The sequence below is a fragment of the Synechococcus sp. CCAP 1479/9 genome, assembly GCF_019038535.1.
GTDB lineage: Bacteria > Cyanobacteriota > Cyanobacteriia > PCC-6307 > Cyanobiaceae > Cyanobium.
Map to the genome: position 1 here is coordinate 56,729 of NZ_JAFKRK010000028.1, position 26,110 is coordinate 82,838.

Genomic DNA, 26,110 nt, shown 5'->3' on the forward strand with positions numbered 1-26,110 from the left:
GTGTCCGAGATGACCTCGCCTGCCAAGGCCACCAACATCGTCTGGCACCACTCCACCGTGACCCGCGCCGCCCGGGCCCACCAGCGGGGCCACCGCAGCGCCATCCTCTGGTTCACGGGGCTCTCCGGGGCGGGCAAGAGCACCCTGGCCAATGCGGTGAATTCGGCCCTGTTCGAGCAGGGACTGGCCTGCTACGTGCTCGATGGCGACAACGTGCGCCATGGGCTGTGCAGCGATCTGGGCTTCTCCGACGCCGACCGGGAAGAGAACATCCGCCGGATCGGTGAGGTGGCCAAGCTGTTCCTGGATGCGGGCGTCGTGGTGCTCACCGCCTTCGTCTCCCCCTTCCAGGCCGACCGCCAGCGGGCCCGCGCGCTGGTGGAGGACGGCGATTTCCTCGAGATCCACTGCGCCGCCGACCTGGCGGTCTGCGAGCAGCGGGACACCAAGGGGCTCTACGCCAAGGCCCGGGCGGGGGAGATCAAGGAGTTCACCGGCATCTCCAGCCCCTACGAGGCCCCCGAGGCCCCCGAGCTGCGGGTGGCCACCGGGGAGCAGAGCCTGGAGGATTCGGTCGCCCAGGTGATGGCCGAACTGGAGCGTCGCGGCATCATTCCGGCTCCGGCGGAAGCCTGAGCGGTTCGGCGCGCAGGCGCAGGGCCCAGGCATCGAGGAAGGTCTTGGAACAGCTGGCGACCGGCACCGCCAGCAGCAGGCCCAGCAGCTCCCCCAGCCCCATCAGTGCCCCCAGCCGGGCACCGATCGGCAGGCTGATCAGCAGCCAGGCCGGCTGAAGCCCCACGATCGAGCCCATCAGCCGCGGCTGGATCACCTGGTCGACCACCTGGCCGACACTGATCGCCACCGCCAGCACCTCGAGGCCGGTGCGTGGATCCTCGAGCGCCAGCAGCACGCTCACCCCCACGATGGTGAGGGCACTGGCGTAGGGGATCAGGGTGGTGAAGCCGATCGCCACGGCGAACAGCACGCCGTAGGGAATCCCCAGCAGGGTGAACACCAGGCTCTGGGCGCCGCTGAGGATCAGGGCCAGCACCACCTGGCCGGCGAAGTAGCCCCGGAAAGTGCGGTCGAGGGTGCTGAGCACCAGGGCGCGGGTGCCGGAGGGAAGCCATTCCGCCAATCCCCTGGCGATGCCTTCGCCCCCCAGCAGCAGGAACACCGCCAGCACCAGCACGATCACCGTGTTGACGGTGATGCTGACGGTGGCCCCCAGGATCCCCAGCACCTGCTGGCTGAGCTGGGAGGCGATCTTGCTGGTGCGGGTGATCAGATCGCTGCTCAGCCCGCCGAAATCGGTGGGCAGCCCCCGCTCGGTGGCCCAGCTCTGCAACTGCCCCAGCAGGGTCTCCCCCTCCGCCAGCCAGCCCGGAAGGGCGAGCACCAGGTCGCCGAGCTGCTCCACCAGGCGCGGCACCAGCACCAGGGCCGCCAGCACCACCGCCGAGAGGCTCAGCCCCAGCACCAGCAGCAGGGCCAGGGCCCGCGGCAGCCCCCGCCGGATCAGCCAGCGGCTGGGGATGTCGAGCAGGAAGGCCAGCAGGGCGGCCGTCAGGAACAGGGCCGGGAACGGCGCCAGGGGCACCAGCAGCTGGCGCAGCACCCAGAGGTTGAGCACCAGCAGGGGCAGGGCCAGGGAGAACCGCAGCCAGGGGGGCAGGACCAGCCGCTCAAGCATCAGCGGGAGCGGGGCCTGGCCCCGGAGGATCGACGATCGCCGACCAGCTTGGCCTGCCGGGCCGGCGACGGCGAGCGTCTCATCCCTGGCCCATCGTCGCCAGGTAGGCGGCACTGCCGAGGGCCTGCAGGCGCGCATCCTTGGCCACCACCTGATCGTGCAGACCCCGGCGGTAGGCCTCCAGGGCCTCCGCCAGCCGGGCATCGGCGATCGCCAGCATCGAGGCCGCCAGCAGGCCGGCGTTGAGCCCGCCGCCGATCGCCACCGTGGCGACGGGGATCCCCGCCGGCATCTGCACGATCGAATGGAGGGAGTCCACCCCGGAGAGGGCCTGGCTGCGGACCGGCACGCCGATCACCGGGAGCATGGAGAACGCCGCCACCATGCCGGGCAGGTGGGCGGCGCCGCCGGCCCCGGCGATGATCACCCGCAGGCCCCGGGACGCGGCAGCCTCGGCGAACTCCGCCATCTCCCGCGGCGTGCGGTGGGCCGAGAGCACCCGCACCTCGCTGGCCACCCCCAGCTGCTCCAGGATCCGCACGGCCGGCTCCAGCGTCGGCAGGTCGGAATCGCTTCCCATGACGATCGCCACCCGGGGGACTGGTGTGCTGGCGGACGGGGCGGGTTCGGGATCCATGGGGCGGTGGCGGCGAGGATGGCATTGTCCCGTCCCGCCGCTGCCCGGATGCGCTGGCTGACCAACCTGCGACTGGCGGGCGATGACCCTGCCCTGGCCGAGGCGGGCTGGCGCTGGCGGGTCGGGGTCGACGGCGAGGGGCGGATCGCCCGGGTGCGGCCCACGCCGCCGGGCAGCCGGGCCGGTGGGGAGGACTGGGGCGGCGACTGGCTGTCCCCGGGGGGGGTGGACCTGCAGATCAACGGTGGCCTGGGGCTGGCCTTCCCCGAACTGAGCCTGGACGATCTGCCCCGCCTGCAGGCCCTGCTGGAGCTGCTGTGGAGGGATGGGGTGGATGCCATCTGTCCCACCCTGGTGACCTGTGCCCCGGAGGCCCTTCGCCGGGCCCTGGCGGTGCTGGCCGAGGCCCGTCGCCACCATCGGCCCGGCCGCTGCCGTCTGCTGGGCGCCCACCTGGAGGGGCCGTTCCTGGCGCCGGAGCGCCGGGGCGCCCATCCGGCCCAGCACCTGCAGGCCCCCAGCCGGGCCGCCCTTGAGCGTCTGATCGCCGGCTTCCAGGGCGGCCCGGAGGCCGATGTCGCCCTGGTGACCCTGGCCCCGGAGCTGGAGGGGGCCGCCGAGGTGATCGCGGCGCTGCGGGCCGCCGGCGTGGTGGTGAGCCTGGGCCACAGCGGCGCCGATGCGGTGCAGGCCCGCCGGGCCTTCAACCAGGGGGTGGGCATGCTCACCCACAGCTTCAATGCCATGGCCGGGCTGCACCACCGCGCCCCGGGACCGGTCGGAGAGGCCCTGCTCCAGGGGGAGGTGGCCCTGGGGCTGATCGCTGACGGCGTCCACGTGGACCCCACCATGGCGGTGCTGCTGCAGCGGCTGGCGCCCCGCCAGGTGGTGATCGTCAGTGATGCCCTGGCCCCCTACGGACTGGCCGACGGCCGCCACCGCTGGGACGAGCGCGTCCTGCTGGTGGAGGACGGCAGCTGCCGGCTGGAGGACGGCACCCTGGCCGGGGTCACCCTGCCGCTGCTGGAGGGGGTGCGGCGGCTGGCCGGCTGGGGCGGCCTGGTGCCGGCGTCGATCGCCGCAGCCACCCTGGCCCCGCGGCGCCTGCTGGGGGAGCGGCAGCCACTGGAGCAGCTGCTGCTGGGGCGGCCCCTGGCGGACACCCTGCGCTGGAGCACGGCGGCCGACGGGCGCCTGGACTGGCGGCGCCCCGCGACGGTGGCCGGCGGATCCGCGGCGGTGCCCCTGGCCCCCGCTCCCTAGGATCCGGCCCACCCGAACGGCCCTCCGCCCCATGCCCCCGGAACTGCAACCCCCCGCGCCCTCCGAGGCACAGGCTGAGACGCAGGCCGAGAAGGCCGAGGTGCAGGCCTACTTCGAGAGCACCGGCTTCGAGCGCTGGAACCGCATCTACAGCGACAGCGAGGAGGTGAACCGGGTCCAGCGCAACATCCGCATCGGCCACCAGAAGACCGTGGACGCGGTGCTGGCCTGGCTGCAGCAGCAGGGCGACCTGGGGAGCCGCAGCTTCTGCGATGCCGGCTGCGGTGTCGGCAGCCTCAGCCTGCCCCTGGCCGCCCTCGGGGCCGGCTCGATCGCCGCCAGCGATCTGTCCGCCGCCATGGTGGCCGAGGCCAGCCGCCGGGCCAGCGAGGCCGGCCTGGCCTCGGAGCGGCTCAGCTTCACCGCCTCCGACCTGGAGAGCCTCCAGGGCCGCTACGACACGGTGATCTGCCTGGACGTCTTCATCCACTACCCCCAGGCGGCCGCCGAAGCGATGGTGCGGCACCTGGCGGCGATGGCCGAGCGGCAGCTGATCGTCAGCTTCGCCCCCTACACGCCGCTGCTGGCGGTGCTCAAGCAGATCGGCCAGCTGTTCCCCGGACCGAGCAAGACCACCCGCGCCTACACCCTGCGGGAGGACGGCATCGTGGCGGCGGCCGCGGCCGCGGGCTTCCGCCCCGTCCACCGCAGCCTCAACCAGGCGCCGTTCTACTTCTCCCGCCTGATCGCCTTCGAGCGCGACCCGGCCTGATCAGCCCCCAGCGATCGCCCGGGTGGCGCCGGAGATCCAGGCGCAGGGGCGCTGCTGGTGGGTGTTCCCATGGAGATCGGCCAGGCCGGTCGCCCCTGGCCATTCCCGATTCTGTACAGCCTGTACAGGGTCTGAAGGGAACCATCGAACAGCCAAGCAGGCGCGAACGGCCATGCAGGCGCCACCCAGGTCCGAGGGCCAGCGGCACGGCACGGCACCGATCAGCCCTTTGGCCCGCCGCTGCAGCGGTCGGTGTGATCCTGGGCGGCCGGACCCTCCGCCGTCGTGCCCAGGCCTTCCGCCGCTGGGGCTTCCAGCTCCAGAGCCGATCCTTCAGGGCGGTGCAGCCGCAGCCAGCGGGCCTGGAGCCGGTAGCCACCCTCGCCCGGCAGTCCCCCGGGGCGGGCCCACCCGCCCGGCCGATACAGCGGATCCCCCAGCAGCGGCGCTCCGACGGCGGCGCAGTGGATGCGGATCTGGTGGGGACGGCCGGTGAGGATCGCCACCTCGACCAGATCGGCCTCGCCGCCGCTCTCCAGCAGGGTGAGCTGGCTGTGGGCCGCCAGGGCGGCAGGGTCGCCGGCCTCGGCCGCGCACCAGATCTCCCCAAGCGGCGGGTGGGGGCGCCGGCCGATCGGCGTGGTGATCGCCAGGCTGTCGCCGGCCGCCAGCGCCAGCCGGCCCGGCACCAGCAGGGCCCGGTAGAGCTTGCGGCAGGGCGGGACCCCGCCACCGACGCCGCCAACCACGCCCCCACTGGCGCCGCTGGCCCGTGAACCCGTGCTCTCCCGCAGCTGGGCGCTCAGCCAGGCGCGGGTAGCGGGCCGGCGAGCGCACACCAGCAGGCCGGAGGTGAAGCGCCCCAGCCGGTGCACCGGCCGCGGCACGCCGGCGGGGTCGTCGCCATGGCGGCGCTCCAGCAGCCGCAGCACGGTGTGCTCCAGGAAGCCGCCCGCCGCCAGCACGGGCAGGCCGCTGGGCTTGTCGATCACCAGCAGATCGCCGTCGTCGTGGATCACCTCCCAGTGGGCCGGGACGGCGGGCTCCGGCCAGGGGGGACGCTGCCAGACGAGCCGATCCCCGCCGACCAGGACCGCATCGGCCCGCAGCGGCATCCCGTTGCGGCTGATCTCGCCGTCCGCCAGACGCCGTTCCCAGGCCGCCGCGCTGGTGTGGCCGTAGCGCCCGGCGTAGAAGGCGACCACCCCCATGCCGGCTGCCGCGGGGGGGATGCGGTCGCGGTAGGCCCAGCCGCCGTTGGGGCGGGAAGGCAGCCAGCCCGGCGGCAAGGTCAGGGGTGGGGATGGGGGAGCATCAATCCACCAGCCCGTGCTCGAGGGCAAAGCGCACCAGCTCGGTGCGGCTGGCGGTGCCGGTCTTGATGAACAGCCGGCTCACGTACTTCTCGACGATGCGGATCGACGTCTCCAGCCGGCGGGCGATCTCCTTGTTCATCATCCCCTCGGCCACCAGCTGCAGCACGCTCGCCTCGCGGGGGGTGAAGTCGAGCTTGACGTCGCCGACGGGCTTGCGGGTGCTGCCGCCGCTGCCGGTGCCGGGGCCACCGCCGCCGCCCAGCATCGAGCGGATCTCGGTGATCTGGCGGGCCATGGCGCCGATGTCCGCATCGGCGAAGCGGGCCGCCTCCGCCAGCAGCCGCTCCTGGCGCCGCACCACGTTGCGCACCCGAGCCACCAGTTCGTCCGGATCGAACGGCTTGGGGATGTAGTCGTCAGCGCCGGCCTGGAAGCCGGCGATGCGATCGGCCGTCATGCCCTTGGCGGTGAGGAAGATCACCGGCGTGCCGCCGAGCCGCTCGTCGGCCCGCAGACGCTTCAGCAGGCCGTAGCCGTCGCAGCGGGGCATCATCACGTCGGTGATGACGACGTCGGGCATCTGGGCCTGGGCGGCCGTCCAGCCCTCCTCGCCGTCATTGGCGGTGGTGACGGCGAATCCCTCGTCCTCCAGGTAGGCCTTGACCGCCGTACGCAGTCCGGGTTCGTCATCGACCAGCAGCAGCCGCACCGGGGTGCTGACGGCGGCTTCGTCCCCCTCCGGCGGCCCGGACGGCTCGGGGGTGGGGCCGGCGGCGGTGGAGGTTTCCTGGCTCATGGGGGAAATCTATCGACCGGGACCGAGCACCACCTGTTCCCGTTCGGGCAGGAGGCCGCTGTAGCCCAGCTGGCGGGCCACCGAACCGAGGCTGGCGGGATCCCTGCCGGCCTGCTCGGGGAAGCAGACGGCCCACCACATCAGGTGATCGAGACGGTTGGACGGGTTGATCACCCCGCCAGGATTGAGCTCGCGGATGACCAGCCGGCGGGAACTGCCGGTGATCCGCAGGGGGGCGGTGACGCTGCAGCCGATCTTGTCGGTGGCGACGGTCACCCGGTCGTCGAGCTCCTCCCAGACCTGCACGCGCCACATGCCCGGCTGGGCGGGCTCGGCCACCAGGCCGTAGATGCCCACCACCTCCCGGCCCCGGTGGGTGACCCTGTCCAGCAGCACCCGGAAGCCCTTGGGCCGGCTCTCCTCGTTGCTGCGGGACTCGCCCTGGGCGGCCGCCGGACGGGGCAGGGCCAGGGGCCAGGCCGCCGTCAGCGCAACCGCCGCCAGGGTGAACGCCGCCAGTGGGGCCATCGGGAAGGCCGACCCCAGCCGCAGGGGGGGGACACCGAAGGAGCGGGGACGGATCAGCATGACCCCATGCTGACGTACCTGGACCACCACGCGAGCACCCCGTGCGATCCGGCGGTGGTGGCGGCCATGGCGCCCTGGTGGACGGCGAACGCCGCCAACCCCTCCAGCCGGCTGCACCGGCCATCCCTGGAGGCGGGCGCGGCGGTGGACATCGCCCGCAGCCGGGTGGCCGGGGCGCTGGGCATGGCCGACGACACGGTGATCTTCACCAGCGGCGCCACCGAGGCCAACAACCTGGCGTTGCGCGGGGTGGCCGAAGCGGCCCTGGAGCGGGGGGAACCCCGCCGCCGGCTGGTGACCCTGGCCACCGAACATCGGGCCGTGCTGGAGCCGCTGGCCTGGCTGGAGCGCCATGGCTTTCCCCTCACGGTGTTGCCGGTGGGGGCCGATGGCCTGGTGGACCAGGAGCGCCTGGCGGCGGCCCTGGGGCCCGACACCCTGCTGCTGTCGGTGATGGCGGCGAACAACGAGATCGGCGTGCTGCAGCCCTTGGCCGCCATCGGCGCCCTCTGCCGCGAGCGCGGCGTGCTGTTCCACTGCGACGCCGCCCAGGCGGTGGGCCACATCCCCCTCGCCATGGCCGACCTCGGCATCGACCTGCTGAGCCTCAGCGGCCACAAGCTCTACGGCCCCAAAGGCATCGGCGCCCTGCTGCGGCGCCCTGGGGTGCCCCTGGCCCCCCAGCAGCTCGGCGGTGGCCAGGAGGGCGGGCTGCGGGGCGGCACCCTGCCGGTGCCCCTGATCGTGGGCCTTGGCGCCGCCGTCGCGGGCGCCCTGGCCGACCGGGAGGAACGGGCCGCACGGCTCGGAGCCCTCAGGGACCGGCTGTGGGAGGAGCTGGCGACCCTGGGCGGGGTGCGCCGCAACGGCCATCCGCGCCTGTGCCTGCCCCACAGCCTCAATGTCAGCGTCGAGGGGGTGGACGGCACCCGCCTGCACCGCCAGCTGCGCCGGATCCTGGCGGTGAGCAGCGGTTCGGCCTGCAGCCAGGGCAGCCCCTCCCACGTGCTGGCCGCCCTCGGCCTCGACCGCCGCGCCGCCGGCGCCGCGATCCGCTTCGGCCTGGGACGGGGCACCACGGCGGCGGACATCGACGTCGCCGTGGCCGCCGTGGGCGAGGCGGTGGCGGAGCTGCGAGTGCCTGTCTAGCTTTCGGGTCTATGGCCTGGCATGGATGAGCACACCCGGCGGTCGACAGGGGCCCCGGCTCAACTTCGGTGATGCGCTCCAGGAGGGCTGGCGGGCCTTCAGCCGCAGCCCGGGGCCCTTCGTGGGCTTCCCGCTGGTGGTGGTGGCCCTCCAGTTCCTGATCCAGCCCCTGCAGAGCCGCATCAGCAACGGCGGCGTGGCCTCCAGCGACCCCCTCGACTGGGTGCTGTACCTGATCGGGCTGACGGCGAACCTGCTGCTGAATCTCTGGTGCGCCATCGGGCTGGTGCGCGGCGCCGGCAGCGCCCTCCAGGGCGGCCATCCCTCCCTGGGGCAGCTGATGCGCTGGGACGGGGAGGTGTTCGGGCGGCTGCTGCGGGCCTGGCTGCTGCTGGGGGCGGTGGTGGCCGTGCCCCTGATCGGCCTGCTGCTGCTGGTGGGCGGCCCCCTGGCCCTGCTCAGCTTCTACGCCGACCAGCTCGTGCCCTTCAGCCGCACCCTGGTGGAGGTGCTGGGTCTGAGCCTGGCTGTGGTGTTCGCCCTGCTCCTGGGGGTGCTGCTGCTGGGCGTGATCTACCTGGCGATCAACCAGAGCTTCCTCACCCAGATCGTGCTGTTCGAGCGCGCCGGCTCGCGGACCGCCATCCAGCGCGGGCGGGCCCTGGTGGATCCCAGCTGGCTGATGGTGCTGCTGCTCACCCTGATCGGCGGTCTGCTGGTGCTGCTGGGTCTGCTGGCCTGCCTGGTGGGGGCCTTCGTGGCCTGGCCCCTGGTGGTCTGCATCGCCACCGCCGCCTACCGGCAGCTGGCGCTGGCCGGCGGCGGCCCCGATCCCCTGCCGCCCCTCCCCGGCCGCTGAGGGAGCTCAGCCGGCGGGGCCGGGGGCGAAGGGGCCCACCGTCAGCAGCACGAAGCCCAGGACCCCCACCAGGGCCAGCAGCAGCTGGGCCACCCGGCTGACGAGCATCCCGGCCACCACCGCCAGGCCCACCAGCAGGGAGCGGCGCAGCCGGCCCAGGCCGGGCGTGCCGAGGGACGGCGGAGCGGTGATCAGCTCACCCAGGCTGGCGCCCAGCAGCGGACCCACCAGGGCACCCAGCAGGGGCCCGCCCACCGGCAGGGCCGGCAGCAACCCCAGCAGACCCACCACCAGTCCGATGCCGGCACCGACGTAGCTCCAGCGGGTGGCCTGCAGCCGGGCCGGGCCGAGCAGCAGGCCCAGGGCCTCGGCCCCCCAGCCCAGGAGCAGCAGCACCACCGCCAGCGCCAGGGCCGGCCAGCCGGCGGCCCAGCCGACGGCCAAGCACCAGACCAGGGCACCCACAGGCAGCAGGGTCAGGCCGGGCGCCACCGGCAGGACGGTGCCTGGAATCGCCAGCGACTGGATCAGCAGGGCGATCCACCAGAGCAGATCGGCGCGGTCAAGGCTGGGCAGGCTGGCCAGGGACATGGCGGCGGGGTCAGGCCAGACGGCGGGCCACCCTCAGCTTGGCGGAGCGGCTGCGGGGGTTGGCCTGCTCCTCCTCCTCGCTGGCCACCAGCGGCTTGCGGGTGAGCCGCTCCAGGCGCGGATCGCTGAGGAAGGCCGTCTTGACGCGCCGGTCCTCGAGGGAGTGGAAGCTGATCACCGCCAGCAGACCGCCGGGCACCAGCCAGTCGGGGGCCCGCTCCAGCAGCCGGTCAAGGGCGCCCAGCTCGTCGTTGACCGCGATCCGCAGGGCCTGGAAGGTGCGGGTGGCCGGGTGGATCCGGCCGTGGCGCGCCTTGGGGGGGAAGCAGCCGGCCACGGCATAGGCCAGATCGGCCGTGGTGCGGCCGCTGCCGGACCAGGGGCGTTCGGCCACCAGGCGCCGGGCGATGCGGCGTGACAGCCGCTCCTCGCCGTAGCCGTGGATCAGGTCCGCCAGGGCCGACTCCTCCAGCCGGTCGATCAGCTCGGCGGCGGTCTCGCCGGCGTCGGGATCCATGCGCATGTCCAGGGGACCGGGGGCGCGGAAGCTGAAGCCCCGGCTGGGCTCGTCCAGCTGGGGACTGCTGACCCCGAGGTCGGCCAGCACCCCCACCAGGGGGGCGGGCGGGGTGAAGTCGGCGAAGTTGGCGGCCTGGATCACGGCCCGATCGCCGAAGGGGGCCAGCCGCTCGGCGGCTGCGGCGCGGGCGGCGGGGTCCCGGTCGAGGCCGATCAGCCGCAGGCCGGGGTGGGCCGCCAGCAGCTGGGCACTGTGGCCGCCCCCGCCGAGGGTGCAGTCGAGCAGCAGCGCCTCCCCGGCATCGGCAGTCCCGTCAGCAGCACCGTCGGCGGCGCCGGCTGGTTGTCCAGGCAACCCGGAGAAGGCCTCAAGCACCGAATCGGCCAGAACCGGGAGATGGGCGAACGAAACGGCCATCTCACCTTCCTAAGATCCCGGCACTCCGTTCCTTGCGAAGGGCATGACCCAGCTCGAGACCCGCACCGAGCCGATGGTGGTCAATTTCGGCCCCCACCACCCGTCGATGCATGGGGTGCTGCGGCTCGTGGTGACCCTCGACGGCGAGGACGTGATCGACTGCGAGCCGGTGATCGGCTACCTCCATCGCGGCATGGAGAAGATCGCCGAGAACCGCACCAACGTGATGTTCGTGCCCTACGTGAGCCGCTGGGACTACGCGGCGGGCATGTTCAACGAGGCGATCACGGTGAATGCCCCGGAGAAGCTGGCCGATGTGCCGGTGCCCAAGCGCGCCAGCTACATCCGGGTGCTGATGCTGGAGCTCAACCGCATCGCCAACCACCTGCTCTGGCTTGGCCCCTTCCTCGCCGACGTGGGCGCCCAGACGCCCTTCTTCTACATCTTCCGGGAGCGGGAGATGATCTACGACCTGTGGGAGGCGGCCACCGGCCAGCGGCTGATCAACAACAACTACTTCCGCATCGGCGGGGTGGCCGTCGATCTGCCCTATGGCTGGCTCGAGAAGTGCGCCGATTTCTGTGACTGGTTCGGCCCCAAGATCGACGAGTACGAGAAACTCATCACCAACAACCCCATCTTCCGCAAGCGGATCGAGGGGCTCGGTGTGATCGGCAGGGAGCAGGCGATCAACTGGAGCCTCTCCGGTCCGATGCTGCGCGCCTCCGGCGTGCCCTGGGATCTGCGCAAGGTGGATCACTACGAGTGCTACGACGATTTCGAGTGGTCGGTGGCCTGGGAGAAGGAGGGCGACTGCTATGCCCGCTACCGGGTGCGGATCGAGGAGATGCGCCAGTCCCTGAAGATCCTGCGCCAGGCCATCGCCATGATTCCCGGCGGCCCCACCGAGAATCTGGAGGCCCGGCGGATGGCCGAAGGCAAGAAGAGCGAGTGGTACGGCTTCGACTACCAGTACGTCGCCAAGAAGGTGGCGCCCACCTTCAAGATCCCCGATGGCGAGCTCTACTGCCGGGTGGAATCGGGCAAGGGTGAACTGGGCGTGTTCATCATGGGCAACAACGACGTCACCCCCTGGCGCTGGAAGATCCGCGCCGCCGATTTCAACAACCTCCAGATCCTGCCCCACATCCTCAAGGGGGCGAAAGTCGCCGACATCATGGCCATCCTGGGTTCGATCGACGTGATCATGGGATCGGTGGATCGGTGAGCACGGCCGGCCGGCGCTGGATCCGCCGGCTGGCACGCTGCGGCCCCCTGCTGCCGCTGGGGGCTACCGGCTTTCTGGTGCTCAAGGGGCTGCATCCGGGCCTGCCCGGCTTCAGCTGCCCCCTGCGGGCCCTCACCGGCATCCCGTGCCCCACCTGCTACCTGACCCGGGCCACGGCGGCGAGCCTGGTGGGTCGCTTCGATGACGCCTTGGCCCTGCACGCCTTCGGGCCCGTGGTGGCCGTCGGCCTGGTGGTCTGGTCGCTGCTGGCCCTGGGCACAGGCCGGCTGGTGCCCAGGGTGCTGCGGGGCTGGCATCTGGCGGCCATGGGGGTGCTGCTGCTGCTCTACTGGGCCGGGCGGATGGGGCTGACCTACGGCATCGGCCGGCAGGCGTTTCCGCTCAGCTGAGCCACGCCGGCCGCTGTCCCTGCGGCAGGCCCCGGAAGCGCAGTGGGGCGATCGGGCCCCCTAGCCTGCAGCCCGGTCGGCCCTCCCTCCTTGCTCTCCGGGCCGCCCAAGGAATTGCTTGCCCCACCCGTCCGGCACCGTCGCCCCCGTTGATCCCCAGAACCTGATTGCCCAGCCCGACTACGCCAAACAGCTTCGCCCCCTGTTGCCGGACGAAGCCTTCACGCCCGATCGGGCCACCCCCATCATTCTCGGCCTCAATGGGGCAATCCTGCTGCTGGGCTGGGCCATGGCCCGCCAGTTGGATGCCAGCCACTGGCAAGGCCTGCTGATCTTTCTGCCCTTCGCCCTGGTGATGGGCAATGCCGTGGTGGTGCTGCTCTTCGCCACCCACGACCTGATGCACAGCAAGGCGATCCGCCAGCCCCAGCTGCGCCAGGCCGTTCAGGTGCTCGGTCTGGCGCTGCTGTGGATGCCCCCCACCCTGTGGAAAGCCGTTCACAACAGAGAGCATCACGGCAAGACCAATTCCGAACAGGATCCGGATCGCAACTACACCCTCCAGCAACCGCCCAGCTGGGGCAAGTCGATCCAGAACCTCTTCGTTCCCTCGCTGGAAGTTCACCCCTTCTGGCTGTGGGTGGGGATGACCTCAGCCTGGGGTGTGCATGCCTTCCGCAACCTGACCTCCGTGCTGCTGTTCAACAACGGATCCACCCGTTACCCCGTGTTCTCCTTTCAGGTGAGCCGCCGGGAGCGGCGGCGGATCGCCATCGAACTGGCCGCCGTGGTGATGGTCCACCTGGCCATCATCGGCTTCATCGGACTGCGGCCGCTCCCGCTGCTACTCGGCTACTTCCTGCCGATCTGGATCGGCTACAGCGTCGTGATTGCCTACATCTATACCAATCACATGGCCTGCCAGCTCACCGAGACGAACGATCCGCTGATCAACAGCATCTCACTGAAGATGCCAGCCTTCTTCGACACGTTGCACCTTAACTTCTCCTATCACACGGAACACCACATCTTTCCGGGCATGAATCCGGCGTACTACCCCCAGGTGAGGGCCCTGCTGCTGAAGCACTATCCCGACCGCTTCAATCTCCTGCCCCCCCTCGCCGCCTGGCAGCTGCTGATGGGGACCCCAAGGCATTACGTGGATGCCACCACCTTCGCCAGCAGTTGCGGCACCATCACCCGGCCCTGCCCCCTCAGCTGAGCACCCCCCGGTGGTAGGCCGCGTTCTGGATGTAGAACGTGGCCACCGGCACCGCCACCAGCGAGCCAAGAAAGCACGTGAAGACCGATACCACCAGCACCAGCAGCCAGGCCAGTAGCTCGATGCCGGCGAAGATGCGGCCCTGGGGGGATCCATAGACGGCCTGGAACGATGAGGAGAAGGCCTCGAGGATGGGGCTGTCGGTGAGGAACACCTTGTTGACGTACACCGGCATCACCAGAGTGACCGCCAGGCCCGGCAGGATGCAGAGGACGAAGCCGATCGCGGCGACGACCGTGAACAGCGCGCCGGCCAGGATGTAGCGCACCGGCCGGTGCATCAGCACCCGCAGGGCGGCTTCGGCGTCGATCGTTTCGCCACTGGCGTAATGCATCGCTGGAACCGCCACAAACAGCACCCCCACCAGGTTCGAGAGGATGGTGAAGGGCAGCTGCACCAGGTTGCCGAGCACCGCCGCGAGGCCGGCGGCACTGTCTGCCCCGGCGGCGCCGCTGGACAGACCCACCCCCAGGGTGGTGAGCGCCAGGGAGGCCACGAAGCCGATGACGCCGATGACGATCGTGACCACCCAGATCAGCAGGATGGTGGGGATGTGGGCCAGGAAGGCATCCCAGGCCTTGGAGATGCTGGGCGGCTCGTAGGCGATCGCGGCGGCCAAGGGGAAGGTTGCGTACTGGGCGGAACCTAGGGGCGTTCCGGCAGGCCAGCAACGGCTTCGGGGGCAGAGGTTCCACTGGAGCCAGTGCCAGCATGGGCGGAAGCGCCACGGCTGCGCCCCCCAGGTTCGATGTTCCGGTCCTGTCGCCTCAGCCCGGCCCCGGCAGCGCTGGGCTGAGCGCTCAGATCAGCACCCCGCGGTGATAAGCGGTGTTCTGGATGTAGAAGAAGGCCACCGGCACCCCCACAAGCAAGCCGCCCAAAATCACCAGCAAGCCCAGGTAGAAAAAGATGTAGAGCGCCACAATAGTTCCCAGAAACGACACCCCCTGCATCAGCAGCAAGGCGATGAGTTCAACGCCGGCAAAGGTCCCCCCCTGGGACGAGCCGTACACGGCCTGGAAGGAAGCCGAGAAAGCGTCGAGGATGGGACTGTCGGTGAGGAAGATCTTGTTGACGTACACCGGAATCACCAGGGCGACCGCGACACCCGGCAGGATGCAGAGCAGGAAACCGATCGCGGCCACGATCGTGACAAGGGCGCCCGCCAGCAGGTAGCGGACCGGCCGTTGCATCAGCACATTGAGGACCGACTTGGGACCGATCGTTTTGCCAGTCGCGTAATGCATTGCCGGGATGGCCACAAGCAGCAGCCCCACCAGACTGGAGAGGATCGTGCCGGGTAGCTGCTCAAAGCCGATGAGGGCCGTCGAAAAGGCGGTTGCGGCCTCTTCACCCACCCAACCTTTCGAGAGACCAACCACCACGTTGATCAGGGCCTCCGAGGCCGCGACGCCGAGGGCACCGATGAGAATCAACACCACCCAGATCAGCAGGATCGTGGGGATGTGGGCGACAAAGGCGGCCCAGGCCTTTGGAATGGTGGGCGGCTCGTAGGCGATCGCGGCGGCCAAGGGAAACGGTTCGTGCTACGCGGAACCTAAGGGGGTTACCGGAGGCCAGCAACGGGCCGTGGGCGGAGGTTCCAGCGGAGCCGGTGCCACCATGGGAGGCAGCGCCACGGCAGCGCCACCAGGTTCGATGCCCCCTTCAGACCCGCCGGACCAGCCACCGCTCGCCGGACAGCTCCCCTCGCCCTCAGCCTCGCCGGCGGACTGGTTGCTGCTCTGCCGCACGGTGCGCTTCGGTGACACCGATGCCGCCGGGGTGATGCATTTCCACCAGCTGCTGCGCTGGTGCCATGTGGCCTACGAGGAAAGCCTGGAGCGGTTTGGCGTGGTGGCCGGCGAGATCTTCCCCGGGCCGGGCCGGACGCCGGCCGTGGCCCTGCCGATCGTGCATGTCAGCGCCGACTACCGGCGCCCGCTGGCCTGCGGCGATCCCCTGGCGATCGAGCTGCGGCCCCTGCAGCTCGACGGCGGCAGCTTCGAGATTCGCTACCGCTTCCTCCACGACGGCCTGGAGGCGGCCACCGTGCTGACCCGACACTTGGCCATAGAGGCCGCTGGCCGCCGGCGGACGGCCCTGCCCGCCAGCGTCGCGCAGTGGCTGGAGGCCAGCCGGACGGGCCCCTAGCGGCGATGCATCCCGGCCCAGGCCAGGGCGGCCAGCTGGAGCGGCAGCAGCGCCGCCATCAGGGCCAGGGGGTGCAGGCCGTCATGGGGCGTGGCCGCCAGGGCCAGGAAACTGACCAGCCCACCTCCCGCCACCAAGGCGAGGGCCAGCCGACGTGGCTTTGCCCCGGCCGGCCGGAGCACGGGCATCAGAACCACTCCCGGGTGGCGTCGATGTACTGGGCCTGGAACTCGTCGGTGGACTTGGTGAGATAAATGACGCCTTCGATCACCCCGATGATCCCCATCACCGAAGCACCGAAGCCGCAGGTGAGCACCGTGACCAGCAACATGATCAGCCCGGCTTTGCTGTAGCCGAGGACGAACTTGTGGATGCCCAGCGATCCCAGGAAGATGGCCAGCAGCCCTGCCGCCAGCTTCTTGTTGCTGGTCTCGACCTGTTGACTTTCGGTCATGGCGGCAGGGGCGGTTCAGAAGGCTTCTAGCGAGTCCAGCCACCGCTGCCAACGTCCCCGTTCCCATTTGCCTGCGGCGGAGGGCGCCAGCGAGGGGCAGAGGTGCCAGCTCCGGGGCCGCTCGGCGGGGGCCCAGGCGGCCGTGATGGCCTGCAGAAGAGCCAGCAGCTCGGCCCCTTCCGCCTGCCGCCGTGGCCGCACCAGGGCCACCAGCCGTTCCCCCCATTCCGGATCGGGGCGGGCCAGCAGCAGCAGGGCCTCCACACCAGCTCCGGCGCGGGCCGCCTGCTCCTGCAGCCGTTCCTCCAGCCGCTCCGGGAAGACCGTCTCCCCGCCGCTGTGCAGGGCCCCATCGAGGCGGCCGAGCAGCTCCAGCCCCTCGGGCCCGAGCCGGCCGCCGTCACCGCTGCGCCACCAGCCGTCCGGCTGCAGCGGCAGGGGCTGCAGGCGCCCCCCCACCAGCCGGCCGGGGCTGAGGCGGGCGCAGCGCACCTCCACGGCCCCGGTGGCGCCATCGAGGCGCAGGGCCACGTCCGCCAGCGGCGCGCCACATCCCGGCACGCCGGCCAGGAAGCGCTGCGGCGGCAGGGAGCACACCATGGCGGCGGTCTCTGTGGCGCCGTAGCAGGGGGCCAGGGGCAGGCGAGCCCGGCGGGCGGCGGCCGCCAGAGGCGCCGGCAGCCCCGCCCCGCCGACCCAGATGACGGCGCAGCCGGCCAGCCAGGCCGTGGCCTCGGGGCTGGCCATCAGCCGGGCCAGCTGGGTGGGCACCAGGGAGAGCAGCACGGGCCGCCCCGCGGGCAGGGGACAGGCCTCGGGCAGGAGCTCCGGACTGCGCAGCAGCGCCGGGGCCAGCCAGCGCAGCTCCCCCCCCCAGCGGCGGGCGCGCACCAGCGGCAGCAGGCCGCTGACGTGGTGCAGGGGCAAAGGGTCGAGATGGAGGCAGGACGCCGGCTCCAGGCCCAGGCCCTCCAGCCAGGCGGCGGTGGCGTCAGCGGAAGCCTGCAGGTGGGCCAGGGGCTGCAGACACCAGTGGCGGCCGCCGCTGCTGCCGCCGCTGCCCACCACCACGGCGGGCCCGAACCGGGCCAGGTCCGCCAGCTCCCCCGGTGCGCCGCCGAGGGCCGCCGCCAGATCCCCCTGCTGCCCGGGCCCCGCCAGGGCCACCAGCCGTTGCTGCCCCCAGGCCTGCTCCAGGCGGGCCGCCGCCGCCTCGGGGTCGGCCCGGGCGGCATCGAGCAGCAGGGGCGCCCAGGGGGGATCGGCCACGCGGGGTCTCGGCGGAGCGCCACGGGCAGGCGGCGCTGTGGGGGCACGGTAGGGCTGGTGAGGGGCGCCAGCGCCGGCCCCGGCTCAGGCCGCCGCCGCCCAGACCCGCTCGGGGTCCGGATCGAACAGGGGGCAGGCGGGCGCCCAGTCCGGCGCCAGGCCCGGGGCCACCGGCGTCGGGCCCCGCCACTGCAGGGCCGCCAGGTGGGCCGTCCAGCGGGCACCGATGCCGGTCTCGAAGCCGGTGCTGACCATCAGCCGGGGCACCCCCAGGCCCAGCTGGGCCAGCAGGGGCCGGGGATCCCCGTCCTGGGACGGACGCCGCACCTGCCAGCCCGCCCAGCGCTGCCGGAGCTGGGGCCACTGCCGCAGGGATTCATCCAGGGCCACCGGAATCCCCAGGGCCAGCGCCTCGAGGCCCTCCTGGTCGCCGGCAGCCAGGGGCTGCTCCAGCCACTCCAGCCGCGGCTCCTGCCCCAGCCGCTCCGCCCAGGCGGCGGCGGTGGCCCGGTCCCAGCCGCCGTTGGCATCGAGCCGCAGGCGGCCGTGGGCCGGCAGGCGCTCCAGCAACCACTCCAGCAGGCGCCGCTCCAGGCCATCGGCCGCCGCCGCCACCTTCCACTTGAAGGTGGGCGGGCCTGCGCCGGTGAGCCCCCGCTCCAGGCCGTCGAGCATCGCCTCGCCGGCGGGGAGCAGCCAGGCCGATGGGGGAGCGGCCAGCCAGCCACCGGCGGCCGCCCCCACCTCACCGTCGACCTCGGCCAGGGCGCCCCCCAGGCCGAAGGCCAGGCTGGGCGGCAGGGCGGGCAGACGCCGCTCCAGATCGTTCCGTTCCAGGTCGGGGCCGAGGCCCTCCAGGGCTGCGGCCACCGCGACCGTCTCCCCCGGGTCGAGCGGGGCCGCCTCGCCCCAGCCGACGGCGCCGTCGGGAGTCTGCAGCCGCAGCAGCCAGCCCCGTTTCGCCGCCACCGCGCCGGTGGCCGTCTGCAGCGGCGTGGGCAGCTGGAAGCCGAAGGGCCGGATCTGCAGGGCCAGCCGACCCCCAGGGCCCCCGATGGCCACGCCCGCGCTCACCGGCCCGCCAGCGCCGTCAGCCAGGGGCCCAGGGCCAGGCCGCAGGCGAGCCCCAGGCCGTTGAGGGCCTGGAAGCGCAGGGCCAGGAACTTGCTGCCGATGATGCGCTCGGGCTGGTGGTGCTCCTCGCCGAGGAGCCGGATCAGGGCCCGGGCCGGCGGCAGGCCGATGGCCCCCAGCAGGGCCGTGAGGGGCCACCAGCCCAGCAGCACCGGCGCCCACTGCAGCGCCAGGGCCGCGGCCACGAACCAGGGCACCAGGCCGGCGGCGCGCCGGGTGCCGAGGCGCACCACCGGCGAGCGCTTGCCATGGGCGGCGTCCTCCTCCACCTGGTGGAAATGGGAGCAGAACAGCACCAGGGTGGTGGCCAGGGCCGGTCCGCTGCCCAGCAGGAGGGCGGCCCCCCAGGGCACCCCGCCCGCCCCCTCACCGGCCGGGGCCAGGGCCAGCAGGGCGGCGGCGGTGGCGCAGGGGCCGAAGGCCAGCCAGCAGAGGGGTTCCCCCAGGCCCCGGTAGCCGAGGCGGAACGGGGGCCCCTGGTAGAGGTAGCCCAGGCCGCAACAGAGCAGCACCAGCAGCAGCACCACGGCGCTGCTGCGGAGGGCCACCAGGGCCATCAGGGCCAGCCCCACCACCAGGCAACCATTGGCCAGCCAAAGCACCCGGTCGCGCCGGCCGGTGAGGTTGACCACCGAATGGGGCTTGCCGTGGGTGTCGACGCCGGTGTCGGCATCGAAGACATCGTTGGCGAGGTTCTCCCAGGCCAGCAGCAGCACGGCGGCCAGCAGGAACAGCAGCAGCTGCTCGGGCCGCAGGCCCAGACCCTGGCCCAGCCGCCAGCCCGCCGCCAGCAGCACCGGCATCACCGCCACGGCGTACATGGGCCACTTCACCGCCGCCCGCCAGAGGCGGCCGCGAGAAGAGGCCCCAGAGGCGGCCCCACCCCCCGCGGCGTAACGGCTTGCGACGACCTGTGGCTCAGACATGGGGGCCGCGGGCGTTGGGCGGGGAAAGGCCCATACATTTGAGCAGCCTTCCGCCCCGGTCCCGCGGCCCCTTGGTGCAGGCCCCTGCCACCTTCTCCGCGCTGCTCTCGGCAGCCACCGCCGCCAGCCGGCGTCTGGAGGAGGAGGGAGTGCTCAGCCTGGCCCTGCCGATGGCCGCCCTTGACCCCCTCGTGGCCCTGACCCACCTGGGCACGGGTGGCGACTTCCGCTTCCTCTGGGACGGTGCCCCGGGGCTCAGCCTCGCCGCCGCCGGCCAGTGCAACAGCCTGGAGCTGAGCGGTCCGCGGCGCTTCGAGCTGGCCCAGCGCTTCAGCAGCCTCAGCCTCAGCCGCCTGGCCCGGGAACCGGGCCCCTGCCCGGCCCTGGCCCGACCCCGGGTGCTGCTGGCCTTCGCCTTCTTCGAGAGCCCCCTGCATCCCGGCACCGGAGCCGCGGGGGTGCAGGCGGTCCTGCCCACCTGGCAGCTGAGCCGCCAGGGCCGCCACTGCTGGCTGCGGCTGCAGCGCAGCCTGGGGGGCGACGTCACGGCCCGCAGCCTCGCCGAGGAACTCTGGGACACCCGCCAGCGGCTCGAGGCCCTGGCCGTGGGCAGTCCTTCCGTGGCGGGCCGGGGCACCCCGGTGGGCATCGCCCATGGCTCCCACTGGCACGCGGGCTACCGCTCCGCCCTTGACCGGGCCCTGGAGCTGGTGGAGCGGGGCGAGCTGCAGAAGCTGGTGCTGGCGGTGCGCCAGCACCTGTTGCTCGATGGTCCCCTCGATCCCCTCAGCCTGCTGTCGCACCTGCGCCGCAGCCAGCCCGGCAGCTGCCGCTTCCTCTGGCAGCGCTCGGAGCGGGAAGCGCTGGTGGGGGCCTCGCCGGAACGGCTGCTCACCCTGCGGCAGGGCCAGCTGCGCAGCGATGCCCTGGCCGGCACCGCGCCCCTGGGGGAGCCGGCCGATCTTCTGCTCCAGTCGCGCAAGGACCGCCACGAACACGAGCTGGTGGTGGAGACGATCACCGCCGTGCTGCAGAAGGCGGGCCTCGATCCACGGCGGCCGCGGCGGCCGCGGCTGGCCCGCCACGGCTCCCTGGTCCATCTGCACACCCCGATCACGGCGTCGCTGCGGGGTCAGGCCCCGCTCACCCTGGCCGAAGCCCTCCACCCCACCCCGGCGGTGGCGGGCCTGCCCCGGCGTGAGGCGATGGCCTGGCTGCGCAGCCTGGAGCCGTTCGAGCGGGGGCACTACGCCGCCCCGATCGGCTGGATCGACACCGAAGGCGACACGGACCTGCGGGTGGCGATCCGCAGCGGCACCCTGCGGGGGCGGCAGCTGGAGCTCACCGCCGGGGCGGGGCTGGTGCGGGGCTCCCACCCCGAGCGGGAGCTGCAGGAGGTGGCGCTCAAGCTCGGGGTGCTGCAGCAGCAGCTCAACCTGCCGCTGGCGGCCGGCTTCGGCTGAGCCGGGCCGCCCTCAGCCGGCCATCAGGCGCTCGATCACCTGATCGGCCAGGGGCTTGCGGCCCAGCCGTTCCACTTCCCGCACGCCGGTGGGGCTGGTGACGTTGATCTCGCTGAGCCGGCCGTCGATGACGTCGATACCGACGAAGAACAGCCCCTCGGCCCGCAGCACCGGCGCCAGCGCATCACAGATGCGCCGCTCGGCGTCGGTCAGGTCGGCGGCGACGGGGGCGCCGCCCAGGGCCAGGTTGCTGCGGAAGTCCCCCGCCTTCGGCACCCGGTTCACGGCGCCGAGGGGCTCCCCGTCCACCAGCAGGATCCGCTTGTCGCCGGCGGTGACCGCGGGCAGAAAGGCCTGGACCATCACGGGCAGCGTCTCCTGGAGGGTGACCAGCTCCAGCAGGGACCGCAGCCCGGGGGACGCCGCCGCGGTCCGCACCACCCCCTGGCCGGCCCGCCCCGCCAGGGGCTTGAGCACCACCTCCTGGTGGCCGGCGGCGAAGGCGGCCAGCTGCTCCACCCGGGCGCTGACCAGCGACGGGGCCATCAGATGGCTGAAGCGCAGGGCGCCCAGCTTCTCGTTCCAGGACCGCAGGGCCGCCGGGCTGTTGAGCACCCGTACCCCGAAAGGCTCGGCCAGCTCCAGCAACTGGGTGGCGTAGAGATAGGCCTCGTCGACCGGCGGATCCTTGCGCATCCAGATCCAGCGGAAGTGATCCAGCGGCATGTCGCGGGGCTCGTCGGCCTCGACCCAGGGATCGGGCACGCTCCAGCCCTCCGCGGTGGCGGCCATCTCCGCCAGCCGCACCGGCTGGGCCCAGGCCCGGGGCCGGTGGCGGCCATCGTCAGAAGCGGCACTGGAAAGATCGGCCTGGGTGCAGACCCACACCGCCAGCCCGGCCCGCTGGGCCGCCTGCATCAGGGCCACGCTGGAATCCTTGGCCGGCCGCAGGCGCGTGATCGGATCGACCACGAACAGCTGGGCCTCCCGATCGCGGCTCACGCGCTCAGACGCAGGATGGGGCCCAGCTCACCGGACGTGTTGAGCTTGGCGAGCTCGACGTAGCCGCCGATGGCGATGCCGTCGATGAAGATCTGGGGAACGCTGGTGCGGCCGCCGGAGCGCTTCATCATCACTTCCTTGTTGATCTCGTCGTCGTCGATGATGAATTCGTTGTAGGTGACCCCGAGCCTGTCCAGCAGACCCTTGGCCCGGATGCAGTCGGGGGAGAAGCGATAGGAGTAGATCTCCACCTTGGCCGGCGGCTTCACCTCCACGGCGTCCTGCCCGGATTCCTCTGGGGGGACTCCTGGGATCTCCATCCGGTCACTCGTAGGGCGTTGTGGCGCAGCTTAAGGGGATCGGCCATGCCCCACCAGACCCGCCCGTGCCGATCCGCGCAGGCCCGGCATCCTGGGGCCTGATCTCCCGGCGGCACCTGGTCCGTCGGCTCGATGCTCCCCCGTCCCCCTTCGCCCCAGCAGATCCGCAACGCCCTGCAGGTGGGGTTCGCCGGGTTCCTGGCGGCCGGGATCCACGCGGCGGCCGGACCTGACGTCAACGCGATCGACGGGTTCTATGTGGTCTATGGCGCCGCCCGCAGCCTGCTGCCCACACCGGAAGCGTCGCGGGAGGCGGCCTGGGCGCGGATCGTGGGCACCGTGTTCGGGGGCGCCGTGGTGGTGCTGCTCACCCAGGTCCTGCACAACTGGCTCGCCATCGGGATCGGCTACGTCCTCATCCAGCTGCTCGGACGCCGGCTGGGGCTGAGTCCGGCCACGTTGATGAACGCGGTGATCATGACCGTCCTGATCCTGGCGGTTCCCGCCCACGAGCGGATGGGGGCCGGGTACGTCGTCGCCAGGACCGGCTGGCACCTGCTCGGGCTGCTGCTGGGCATGGCCGTCGAACGTCTGTTCTGGTTCCGCTCACCGCTGCAACGCCTGGAGGACAGCGAGCGGGGTCTGCTGGGCCGGATCGAAGCCCTGCTCGCTGGAACCTCCCACGACGGGGAGGAGGAACTGATCAGCGCCTACGGCGCCCACTGCGCCGTGCGCGCCGCCGTGCTGCGCAGCCCCCAGGCCCACGGCCTGGCGAGTGAAGGGATGCAGCAGCGGCACGAGGCACTCGAGCAGGCGCTGCGCCACGCGGTCGCCATGGTCCGGGTGCCGGCCGTGCTGCGCTCCATCGACGCCGACGCCTGCCGCGAGGCCCTGCTGCGGCTGCGCAGCCTGGAGGCAGCGCCATGACAGCGCCGGGACGGTCGGCCGTGATCGTGCGCAACGGGGCGGTCCTGGCGCTGGTGGTGGCCGCCTGCAACCATCTGGCGCTGCCGGAGGGCCTGTTCCTGGCCCTGGCGGTGCTCACGATCCTCGAGACCGACCTCGGCGGCGGCGTGCTGGCCGGACGGGAGCGGATCATCGGCACCCTGCTGGGACTGCTCGCCGTGGTGATCGGTGCGGGGATCCTGGGCGGCCTGTCCAGCGCCCTCGGCGTGTTCGTGGGACTGACCCTGGTGCGGCTGTTCGGGTTCGCCGCCGGTCTGACCAGCGGCTTCGTGGTGGGCGGGCATGTGGTCGCGGGCAGCCTGATGAACCACGGCGATGCCTGGTGGCACTACGGGTTCTGGCGCACGGTGATGACGATCCTGGGCGTGATCCTGGGGGTGCTGGTGTCGCGGCAGATCTACAGCCAGCGGGCCTCCAGCGCCTGGCAGGCCTCCTGTGACGGCTGGCTGCTCGATCTGTCCCGCTTGCTGGAGCGACTGCCGGACAGTCCCGAGCCGGAGGAGGCGTTCGCGGCCCTGCGGGAGCGCCGCAACGGCCTGCGCCGCCGGCTGCCCCAGCTGGCCGCCGAACGGACGCTGATCCACGGCCAGCCGGACGAGGCGGTGCTGCGGGCCCAGCAGCAGCTGCAGCACGGCAGCACGGTGATGAGCGCGGCGCGGGATCTCTGCCTGCTGCTCAAGGAGGAGGCCCCGGCGGCCTGGGTGCCATCCGGGCTGATCCCGCGGCTGCTGGACGGCGGCCGGACCCGGATCGAGGCACTCATCGAGGGACGGGACGCCCCGGACGCGATGGCGGACCTGGGCCGCTGCCGGGACCAGCTGAGCGCGGCGCTGCCGCCCCAGGAGGGCCGTAGCCAGCTGCTGATCGCCAGTCGGCTGCTGCTGCTCGCGGACGCCCTGATCCGGCTGCCCCGGTCCCCGCAGCGCCTGGAGAGGCCGGAGGCGGGGCGCTGATAGGGTCGATCCATCGCCGGATTCGCTTCCCCTTGCTGGATCTCACCGACTTCAAGCGCGACCTCTCCGAGCTCACCGACCGCCTGGGCCATGCCCAGGACTGTCTTTGACGTACCGGCCCTGAAAGCCCGTCAGCGGGACCTGGAGCAGCTGGCTTCCCAGCCCGGCTTCTGGGACGACCAGCAGCAGGCCCAGAAGCAGATGCGCCACCTGGATGAGGTGAAGGCCCAGCTGGAGCAGCTGCTGCAGTGGCAGGCGGCGATCGACGACGCCCGCGCCACCCTGGAGCTGTACGACCTCGAGCCCGATGAGGAGCTCCTCGGCGAGGCCAACGGCGGCCTGCAGAGCCTCAAGGGGGCCCTCGACCGCTGGGAGCTGGAGCGCCTGCTGAGCGGCCCCTACGACAAGGAGGGGGCGGTGATCTCGATCAATGCCGGTGCCGGCGGCACCGACGCCCAGGACTGGGCCCTGATGCTGATGCGGATGTACACCCGCTGGGCCGAGGACCACGGCATGAAGGTGACCGTGGACGAGCTCTCCGAGGGGGAGGAGGCGGGCATCAAGAGCTGCACGATCGAGATCGACGGCCGCTACGCCTACGGCTACCTGCGCAACGAGAAGGGCACCCACCGGCTGGTGCGGATCTCCCCCTTCAACGCCAACGACAAGCGCCAGACCAGCTTCGCCGGCGTGGAGGTGATGCCCAAGCTCGAGGAGGACGTCAAGCTCGACATCCCCGAGAAGGACCTGGAGGTCACCACCTCCCGCTCCGGCGGCGCCGGCGGCCAGAACGTCAACAAGGTGGAGACGGCCGTGCGGATCCTGCACATCCCCACGGGCCTGGCGGTGCGCTGCACCCAGGAGCGCTCCCAGCTCCAGAACAAGGAGAAGGCCATGGCCCTGCTGATGGCCAAGCTGCTGGTGATCGCCCAGGAGCAGCGGGCGGCCGAGATCGCCGACATCCGCGGCGACATCGTCGAGGCGGCCTGGGGCAACCAGATCCGCAACTACGTGTTCCACCCGTACCAGATGGTCAAGGACCTGCGCACCGCCCAGGAGACCACCGACGTGCAGGGGGTGATGGACGGGGATCTGGACCCCTTCATCCAGTCGCTGCTGCGCCAGGGTGTGGAGATCGCCGCCGACGCGGCCGCCTGATCCCCACCGCAGCGCCCCCCATGCCCGAGCGCCCCAGCCCCCAGCCCACTCCGGCCGCCGCCCCTGCCGCCGGGGGCGAGAACCCGAGCTTCGTGAAGCTCGCCATGCGCAACATGGTGCGCAAGGGCCGCCAGAGCCTGCTGCATTTCGGCCTCACCGCCCTGGGGCTGAGCGGCTTCCTGTTGCTGATCGCCTGGCTGGGGCGCCCCAGCCTGCCCGGATGACCAGCCCAGGGGCGGCGCCGGAGATCGACCTGGCCTTCAGCCTGGAGCCCGGGCCCGCCGCAGGCGCCACGCTCCCGGAGCCCCTGGCGGATCCCGCCGTGGCTGAGGCGCTCTGGTGCTCCCACCTCGGCGCCTGGCTGGCCCAGCTGCTGCCGGAGCTGCCGGCCCCCCTGCGCGCCGAGGGCTACAGCCTGGGGCTGGAGCTCACGGACGACGCCACGATCGCCGAGCTCAACCAGGCCTGGCGCCAGCACAGCGGCCCCACCGACGTGCTGGCCTTCGCAGCCCAGGAGGAGGCACCGCCGGCCCCCGCCGGAGCGGAGCCGGACTGGCTGGAGCTGGGCGACATCGTCATCTCCCTCGACACGGCCCGGCGGCAGGCCGAGGCGGCCGGCCACGGCCTGGAGGAGGAGCTTCTGTTCCTGGCCACCCACGGGCTGCTGCACCTTCTGGGCTGGGATCACCCGGATGACGACAGCCTGGCCGCGATGCTGGAGCGCCAGACGGCGCTGCTGGAGGCGTCCCCCTCCTGACAGGGGCTGTTCCCAGCGGCCATCGGCGGT

The 26,110-nt window shown here is 72.3% G+C and carries 31 protein-coding genes; 15 read left to right on the plus strand and 16 right to left on the minus strand.

The features are described from left to right. The first annotated feature begins 9 nt into the window (after positions 1–9). Positions 10–636, plus strand: a complete 627-nt coding sequence (gene cysC / locus KUG38_RS12390; protein WP_216922238.1) for an adenylyl-sulfate kinase — start codon at positions 10–12, stop codon at positions 634–636. On the opposite strand, the gene KUG38_RS12395 is transcribed toward cysC, so the two are convergent. Continuing rightward, positions 611–1,696: an AI-2E family transporter gene (locus KUG38_RS12395; protein WP_216922100.1), complete on the minus strand. Its 1,086-nt coding sequence runs from the start codon at positions 1,694–1,696 to the stop codon at positions 611–613. The two genes, cysC and KUG38_RS12395, sit on opposite strands and share 26 nt — an antisense overlap. A gap of 79 nt (positions 1,697–1,775) precedes the next feature. Then, complete coding sequence (gene purE, locus KUG38_RS12400) at positions 1,776–2,333, minus strand: 5-(carboxyamino)imidazole ribonucleotide mutase (RefSeq protein WP_216922103.1); 558 nt, start codon at positions 2,331–2,333, stop codon at positions 1,776–1,778. A gap of 48 nt (positions 2,334–2,381) precedes the next feature. On the opposite strand from purE, the gene KUG38_RS12405 reads away from it, so the two are divergent. After that, positions 2,382–3,596 carry an N-acetylglucosamine-6-phosphate deacetylase gene (locus tag KUG38_RS12405; RefSeq protein ID WP_216922106.1) on the plus strand — a complete coding sequence of 405 codons (1,215 nt, stop codon included), beginning with the start codon at positions 2,382–2,384 and terminating at the stop codon, positions 3,594–3,596. 31 nt (positions 3,597–3,627) lie between these two features. Beyond that, positions 3,628–4,368 (plus strand): magnesium protoporphyrin IX methyltransferase, encoded by a 741-nt coding sequence (bchM, locus tag KUG38_RS12410; protein WP_216922109.1) that lies wholly within the window; start codon positions 3,628–3,630, stop codon positions 4,366–4,368. Between the two features lie 221 nt (positions 4,369–4,589). Here bchM and KUG38_RS12415 read toward each other — a convergent pair whose 3' ends face one another. The 3 genes from KUG38_RS12415 to KUG38_RS12425 are packed head-to-tail and all read right to left on the minus strand — an operon-like array spanning position 4,590 to position 7,068. Beyond that, positions 4,590–5,657 carry a pseudouridine synthase gene (locus KUG38_RS12415; RefSeq protein ID WP_216922112.1) on the minus strand — a complete coding sequence of 356 codons (1,068 nt, stop codon included), beginning with the start codon at positions 5,655–5,657 and terminating at the stop codon, positions 4,590–4,592. A gap of 25 nt (positions 5,658–5,682) precedes the next feature. Beyond that, positions 5,683–6,480: a response regulator transcription factor gene (locus KUG38_RS12420; RefSeq protein ID WP_216922115.1), complete on the minus strand. Its 798-nt coding sequence runs from the start codon at positions 6,478–6,480 to the stop codon at positions 5,683–5,685. Positions 6,481–6,489: 9 nt separating this feature from the next. Beyond that, positions 6,490–7,068 carry a hypothetical protein gene (locus tag KUG38_RS12425; protein ID WP_216922118.1) on the minus strand — a complete coding sequence of 193 codons (579 nt, stop codon included), beginning with the start codon at positions 7,066–7,068 and terminating at the stop codon, positions 6,490–6,492. Between the two features lie 6 nt (positions 7,069–7,074). On the opposite strand from KUG38_RS12425, the gene KUG38_RS12430 reads away from it, so the two are divergent. Together KUG38_RS12430 and KUG38_RS12435 are read left to right on the plus strand one after the other, a co-directional pair. Beyond that, positions 7,075–8,217 carry a cysteine desulfurase family protein gene (locus KUG38_RS12430; RefSeq protein ID WP_216922119.1) on the plus strand — a complete coding sequence of 381 codons (1,143 nt, stop codon included), beginning with the start codon at positions 7,075–7,077 and terminating at the stop codon, positions 8,215–8,217. A gap of 25 nt (positions 8,218–8,242) precedes the next feature. Beyond that, a complete protein-coding gene (locus KUG38_RS12435) occupies positions 8,243–9,076 on the plus strand; it encodes a hypothetical protein (protein ID WP_216922122.1) in 834 nt (277 codons plus the stop codon). Positions 9,077–9,082: 6 nt separating this feature from the next. Here the strand turns inward: KUG38_RS12435 and KUG38_RS12440 are convergent, their stop codons facing one another. Together KUG38_RS12440 and rsmH are read right to left on the minus strand one after the other, a co-directional pair. Beyond that, the gene (locus KUG38_RS12440) at positions 9,083–9,667 is read right to left on the minus strand and encodes a DUF456 family protein (protein WP_216922125.1); all 585 of its coding nucleotides are present in this window, start codon (positions 9,665–9,667) and stop codon (positions 9,083–9,085) included. A gap of 10 nt (positions 9,668–9,677) precedes the next feature. Further along, positions 9,678–10,604 carry a 16S rRNA (cytosine(1402)-N(4))-methyltransferase RsmH gene (rsmH, locus tag KUG38_RS12445; RefSeq protein ID WP_216922128.1) on the minus strand — a complete coding sequence of 309 codons (927 nt, stop codon included), beginning with the start codon at positions 10,602–10,604 and terminating at the stop codon, positions 9,678–9,680. 43 nt (positions 10,605–10,647) lie between these two features. Between rsmH and KUG38_RS12450 the strand changes: the two genes are divergently transcribed. From KUG38_RS12450 to KUG38_RS12460, 3 genes are all read left to right on the plus strand, one after another. Continuing rightward, complete coding sequence (locus tag KUG38_RS12450; RefSeq protein ID WP_190610465.1) at positions 10,648–11,832, plus strand: NAD(P)H-quinone oxidoreductase subunit H; 1,185 nt, start codon at positions 10,648–10,650, stop codon at positions 11,830–11,832. After that, on the plus strand, positions 11,829–12,242 hold the full coding sequence (locus tag KUG38_RS12455; protein WP_216922131.1) for a DUF2752 domain-containing protein: 414 nt from the start codon (positions 11,829–11,831) through the stop codon (positions 12,240–12,242). Before KUG38_RS12450 ends, KUG38_RS12455 begins: the two co-directional genes overlap by 4 nt. A gap of 118 nt (positions 12,243–12,360) precedes the next feature. Beyond that, positions 12,361–13,464, plus strand: coding sequence for a fatty acid desaturase family protein (locus KUG38_RS12460; protein WP_216922133.1), 1,104 nt, complete (start codon positions 12,361–12,363; stop codon positions 13,462–13,464). Here KUG38_RS12460 and KUG38_RS12465 read toward each other — a convergent pair. Together KUG38_RS12465 and KUG38_RS12470 are read right to left on the minus strand one after the other, a co-directional pair. Continuing rightward, positions 13,457–14,143: a hypothetical protein gene (locus KUG38_RS12465; protein ID WP_216922135.1), complete on the minus strand. Its 687-nt coding sequence runs from the start codon at positions 14,141–14,143 to the stop codon at positions 13,457–13,459. The genes KUG38_RS12460 and KUG38_RS12465 overlap by 8 nt on opposite strands. A gap of 181 nt (positions 14,144–14,324) precedes the next feature. Beyond that, a complete protein-coding gene (locus tag KUG38_RS12470) occupies positions 14,325–15,056 on the minus strand; it encodes a hypothetical protein (protein ID WP_216922138.1) in 732 nt (243 codons plus the stop codon). A 127-nt stretch (positions 15,057–15,183) separates the two neighbouring features. On the opposite strand from KUG38_RS12470, the gene KUG38_RS12475 reads away from it, so the two are divergent. After that, positions 15,184–15,678, plus strand: a complete 495-nt coding sequence (locus tag KUG38_RS12475) for an acyl-CoA thioesterase (protein ID WP_216922141.1) — start codon at positions 15,184–15,186, stop codon at positions 15,676–15,678. Here the strand turns inward: KUG38_RS12475 and KUG38_RS12480 are convergent. The 5 genes from KUG38_RS12480 to menA form a co-directional block, all read right to left on the minus strand. Further along, positions 15,675–15,866, minus strand: a complete 192-nt coding sequence (locus tag KUG38_RS12480) for a hypothetical protein (RefSeq protein WP_190610457.1) — start codon at positions 15,864–15,866, stop codon at positions 15,675–15,677. The genes KUG38_RS12475 and KUG38_RS12480 overlap by 4 nt on opposite strands. Further along, positions 15,866–16,132 carry a TM2 domain-containing protein gene (locus tag KUG38_RS12485; RefSeq protein ID WP_094587399.1) on the minus strand — a complete coding sequence of 89 codons (267 nt, stop codon included), beginning with the start codon at positions 16,130–16,132 and terminating at the stop codon, positions 15,866–15,868. The genes KUG38_RS12480 and KUG38_RS12485 overlap by 1 nt, the downstream gene beginning before the upstream one ends. A gap of 15 nt (positions 16,133–16,147) precedes the next feature. Next, positions 16,148–17,401 (minus strand): AMP-binding protein, encoded by a 1,254-nt coding sequence (locus KUG38_RS12490; protein WP_216922144.1) that lies wholly within the window; start codon positions 17,399–17,401, stop codon positions 16,148–16,150. Between the two features lie 84 nt (positions 17,402–17,485). Continuing rightward, a complete protein-coding gene (locus KUG38_RS12495; protein WP_353617803.1) occupies positions 17,486–18,463 on the minus strand; it encodes an o-succinylbenzoate synthase in 978 nt (325 codons plus the stop codon). An 8-nt stretch (positions 18,464–18,471) separates the two neighbouring features. Further along, on the minus strand, positions 18,472–19,461 hold the full coding sequence (gene menA, locus KUG38_RS12500; protein ID WP_216922146.1) for a 2-carboxy-1,4-naphthoquinone phytyltransferase: 990 nt from the start codon (positions 19,459–19,461) through the stop codon (positions 18,472–18,474). A 74-nt stretch (positions 19,462–19,535) separates the two neighbouring features. Between menA and KUG38_RS12505 the strand changes: the two genes are divergently transcribed. Further along, a complete protein-coding gene (locus KUG38_RS12505) occupies positions 19,536–20,924 on the plus strand; it encodes an isochorismate synthase (RefSeq protein WP_502988701.1) in 1,389 nt (462 codons plus the stop codon). 12 nt (positions 20,925–20,936) lie between these two features. Here KUG38_RS12505 and gshB read toward each other — a convergent pair whose 3' ends face one another. Further along, the gene (gshB, locus tag KUG38_RS12510; protein WP_216922154.1) at positions 20,937–21,926 is read right to left on the minus strand and encodes a glutathione synthase; all 990 of its coding nucleotides are present in this window, start codon (positions 21,924–21,926) and stop codon (positions 20,937–20,939) included. Next, a complete protein-coding gene (locus tag KUG38_RS12515; RefSeq protein ID WP_216922157.1) occupies positions 21,923–22,246 on the minus strand; it encodes a glutaredoxin domain-containing protein in 324 nt (107 codons plus the stop codon). The genes gshB and KUG38_RS12515 overlap by 4 nt, the downstream gene beginning before the upstream one ends. Positions 22,247–22,378: 132 nt before the next feature. Between KUG38_RS12515 and KUG38_RS12520 the strand changes: the two genes are divergently transcribed. From KUG38_RS12520 to ybeY, 5 genes are all read left to right on the plus strand, one after another. Further along, complete coding sequence (locus KUG38_RS12520; protein WP_216922160.1) at positions 22,379–23,173, plus strand: FUSC family protein; 795 nt, start codon at positions 22,379–22,381, stop codon at positions 23,171–23,173. Beyond that, positions 23,170–24,165, plus strand: coding sequence for an FUSC family protein (locus KUG38_RS12525; protein ID WP_216922163.1), 996 nt, complete (start codon positions 23,170–23,172; stop codon positions 24,163–24,165). The genes KUG38_RS12520 and KUG38_RS12525 overlap by 4 nt, the downstream gene beginning before the upstream one ends. Before the next feature lie 32 nt (positions 24,166–24,197). Beyond that, positions 24,198–25,323 (plus strand): peptide chain release factor 2 gene (gene prfB / locus KUG38_RS12530; protein WP_216922165.1). Its coding sequence is split into 2 segments (ribosomal slippage): positions 24,198–24,272 and positions 24,274–25,323, totalling 1,125 coding nucleotides; the frame shifts between segments, so codons are not numbered across the junction. A 20-nt stretch (positions 25,324–25,343) separates the two neighbouring features. Then, positions 25,344–25,547 carry a DUF3285 domain-containing protein gene (locus KUG38_RS12535; RefSeq protein WP_216922167.1) on the plus strand — a complete coding sequence of 68 codons (204 nt, stop codon included), beginning with the start codon at positions 25,344–25,346 and terminating at the stop codon, positions 25,545–25,547. Further along, on the plus strand, positions 25,544–26,080 hold the full coding sequence (gene ybeY / locus KUG38_RS12540) for an rRNA maturation RNase YbeY (protein ID WP_216922174.1): 537 nt from the start codon (positions 25,544–25,546) through the stop codon (positions 26,078–26,080). The genes KUG38_RS12535 and ybeY overlap by 4 nt, the downstream gene beginning before the upstream one ends. The last annotated feature ends 30 nt before the right edge of the window (positions 26,081–26,110 follow it).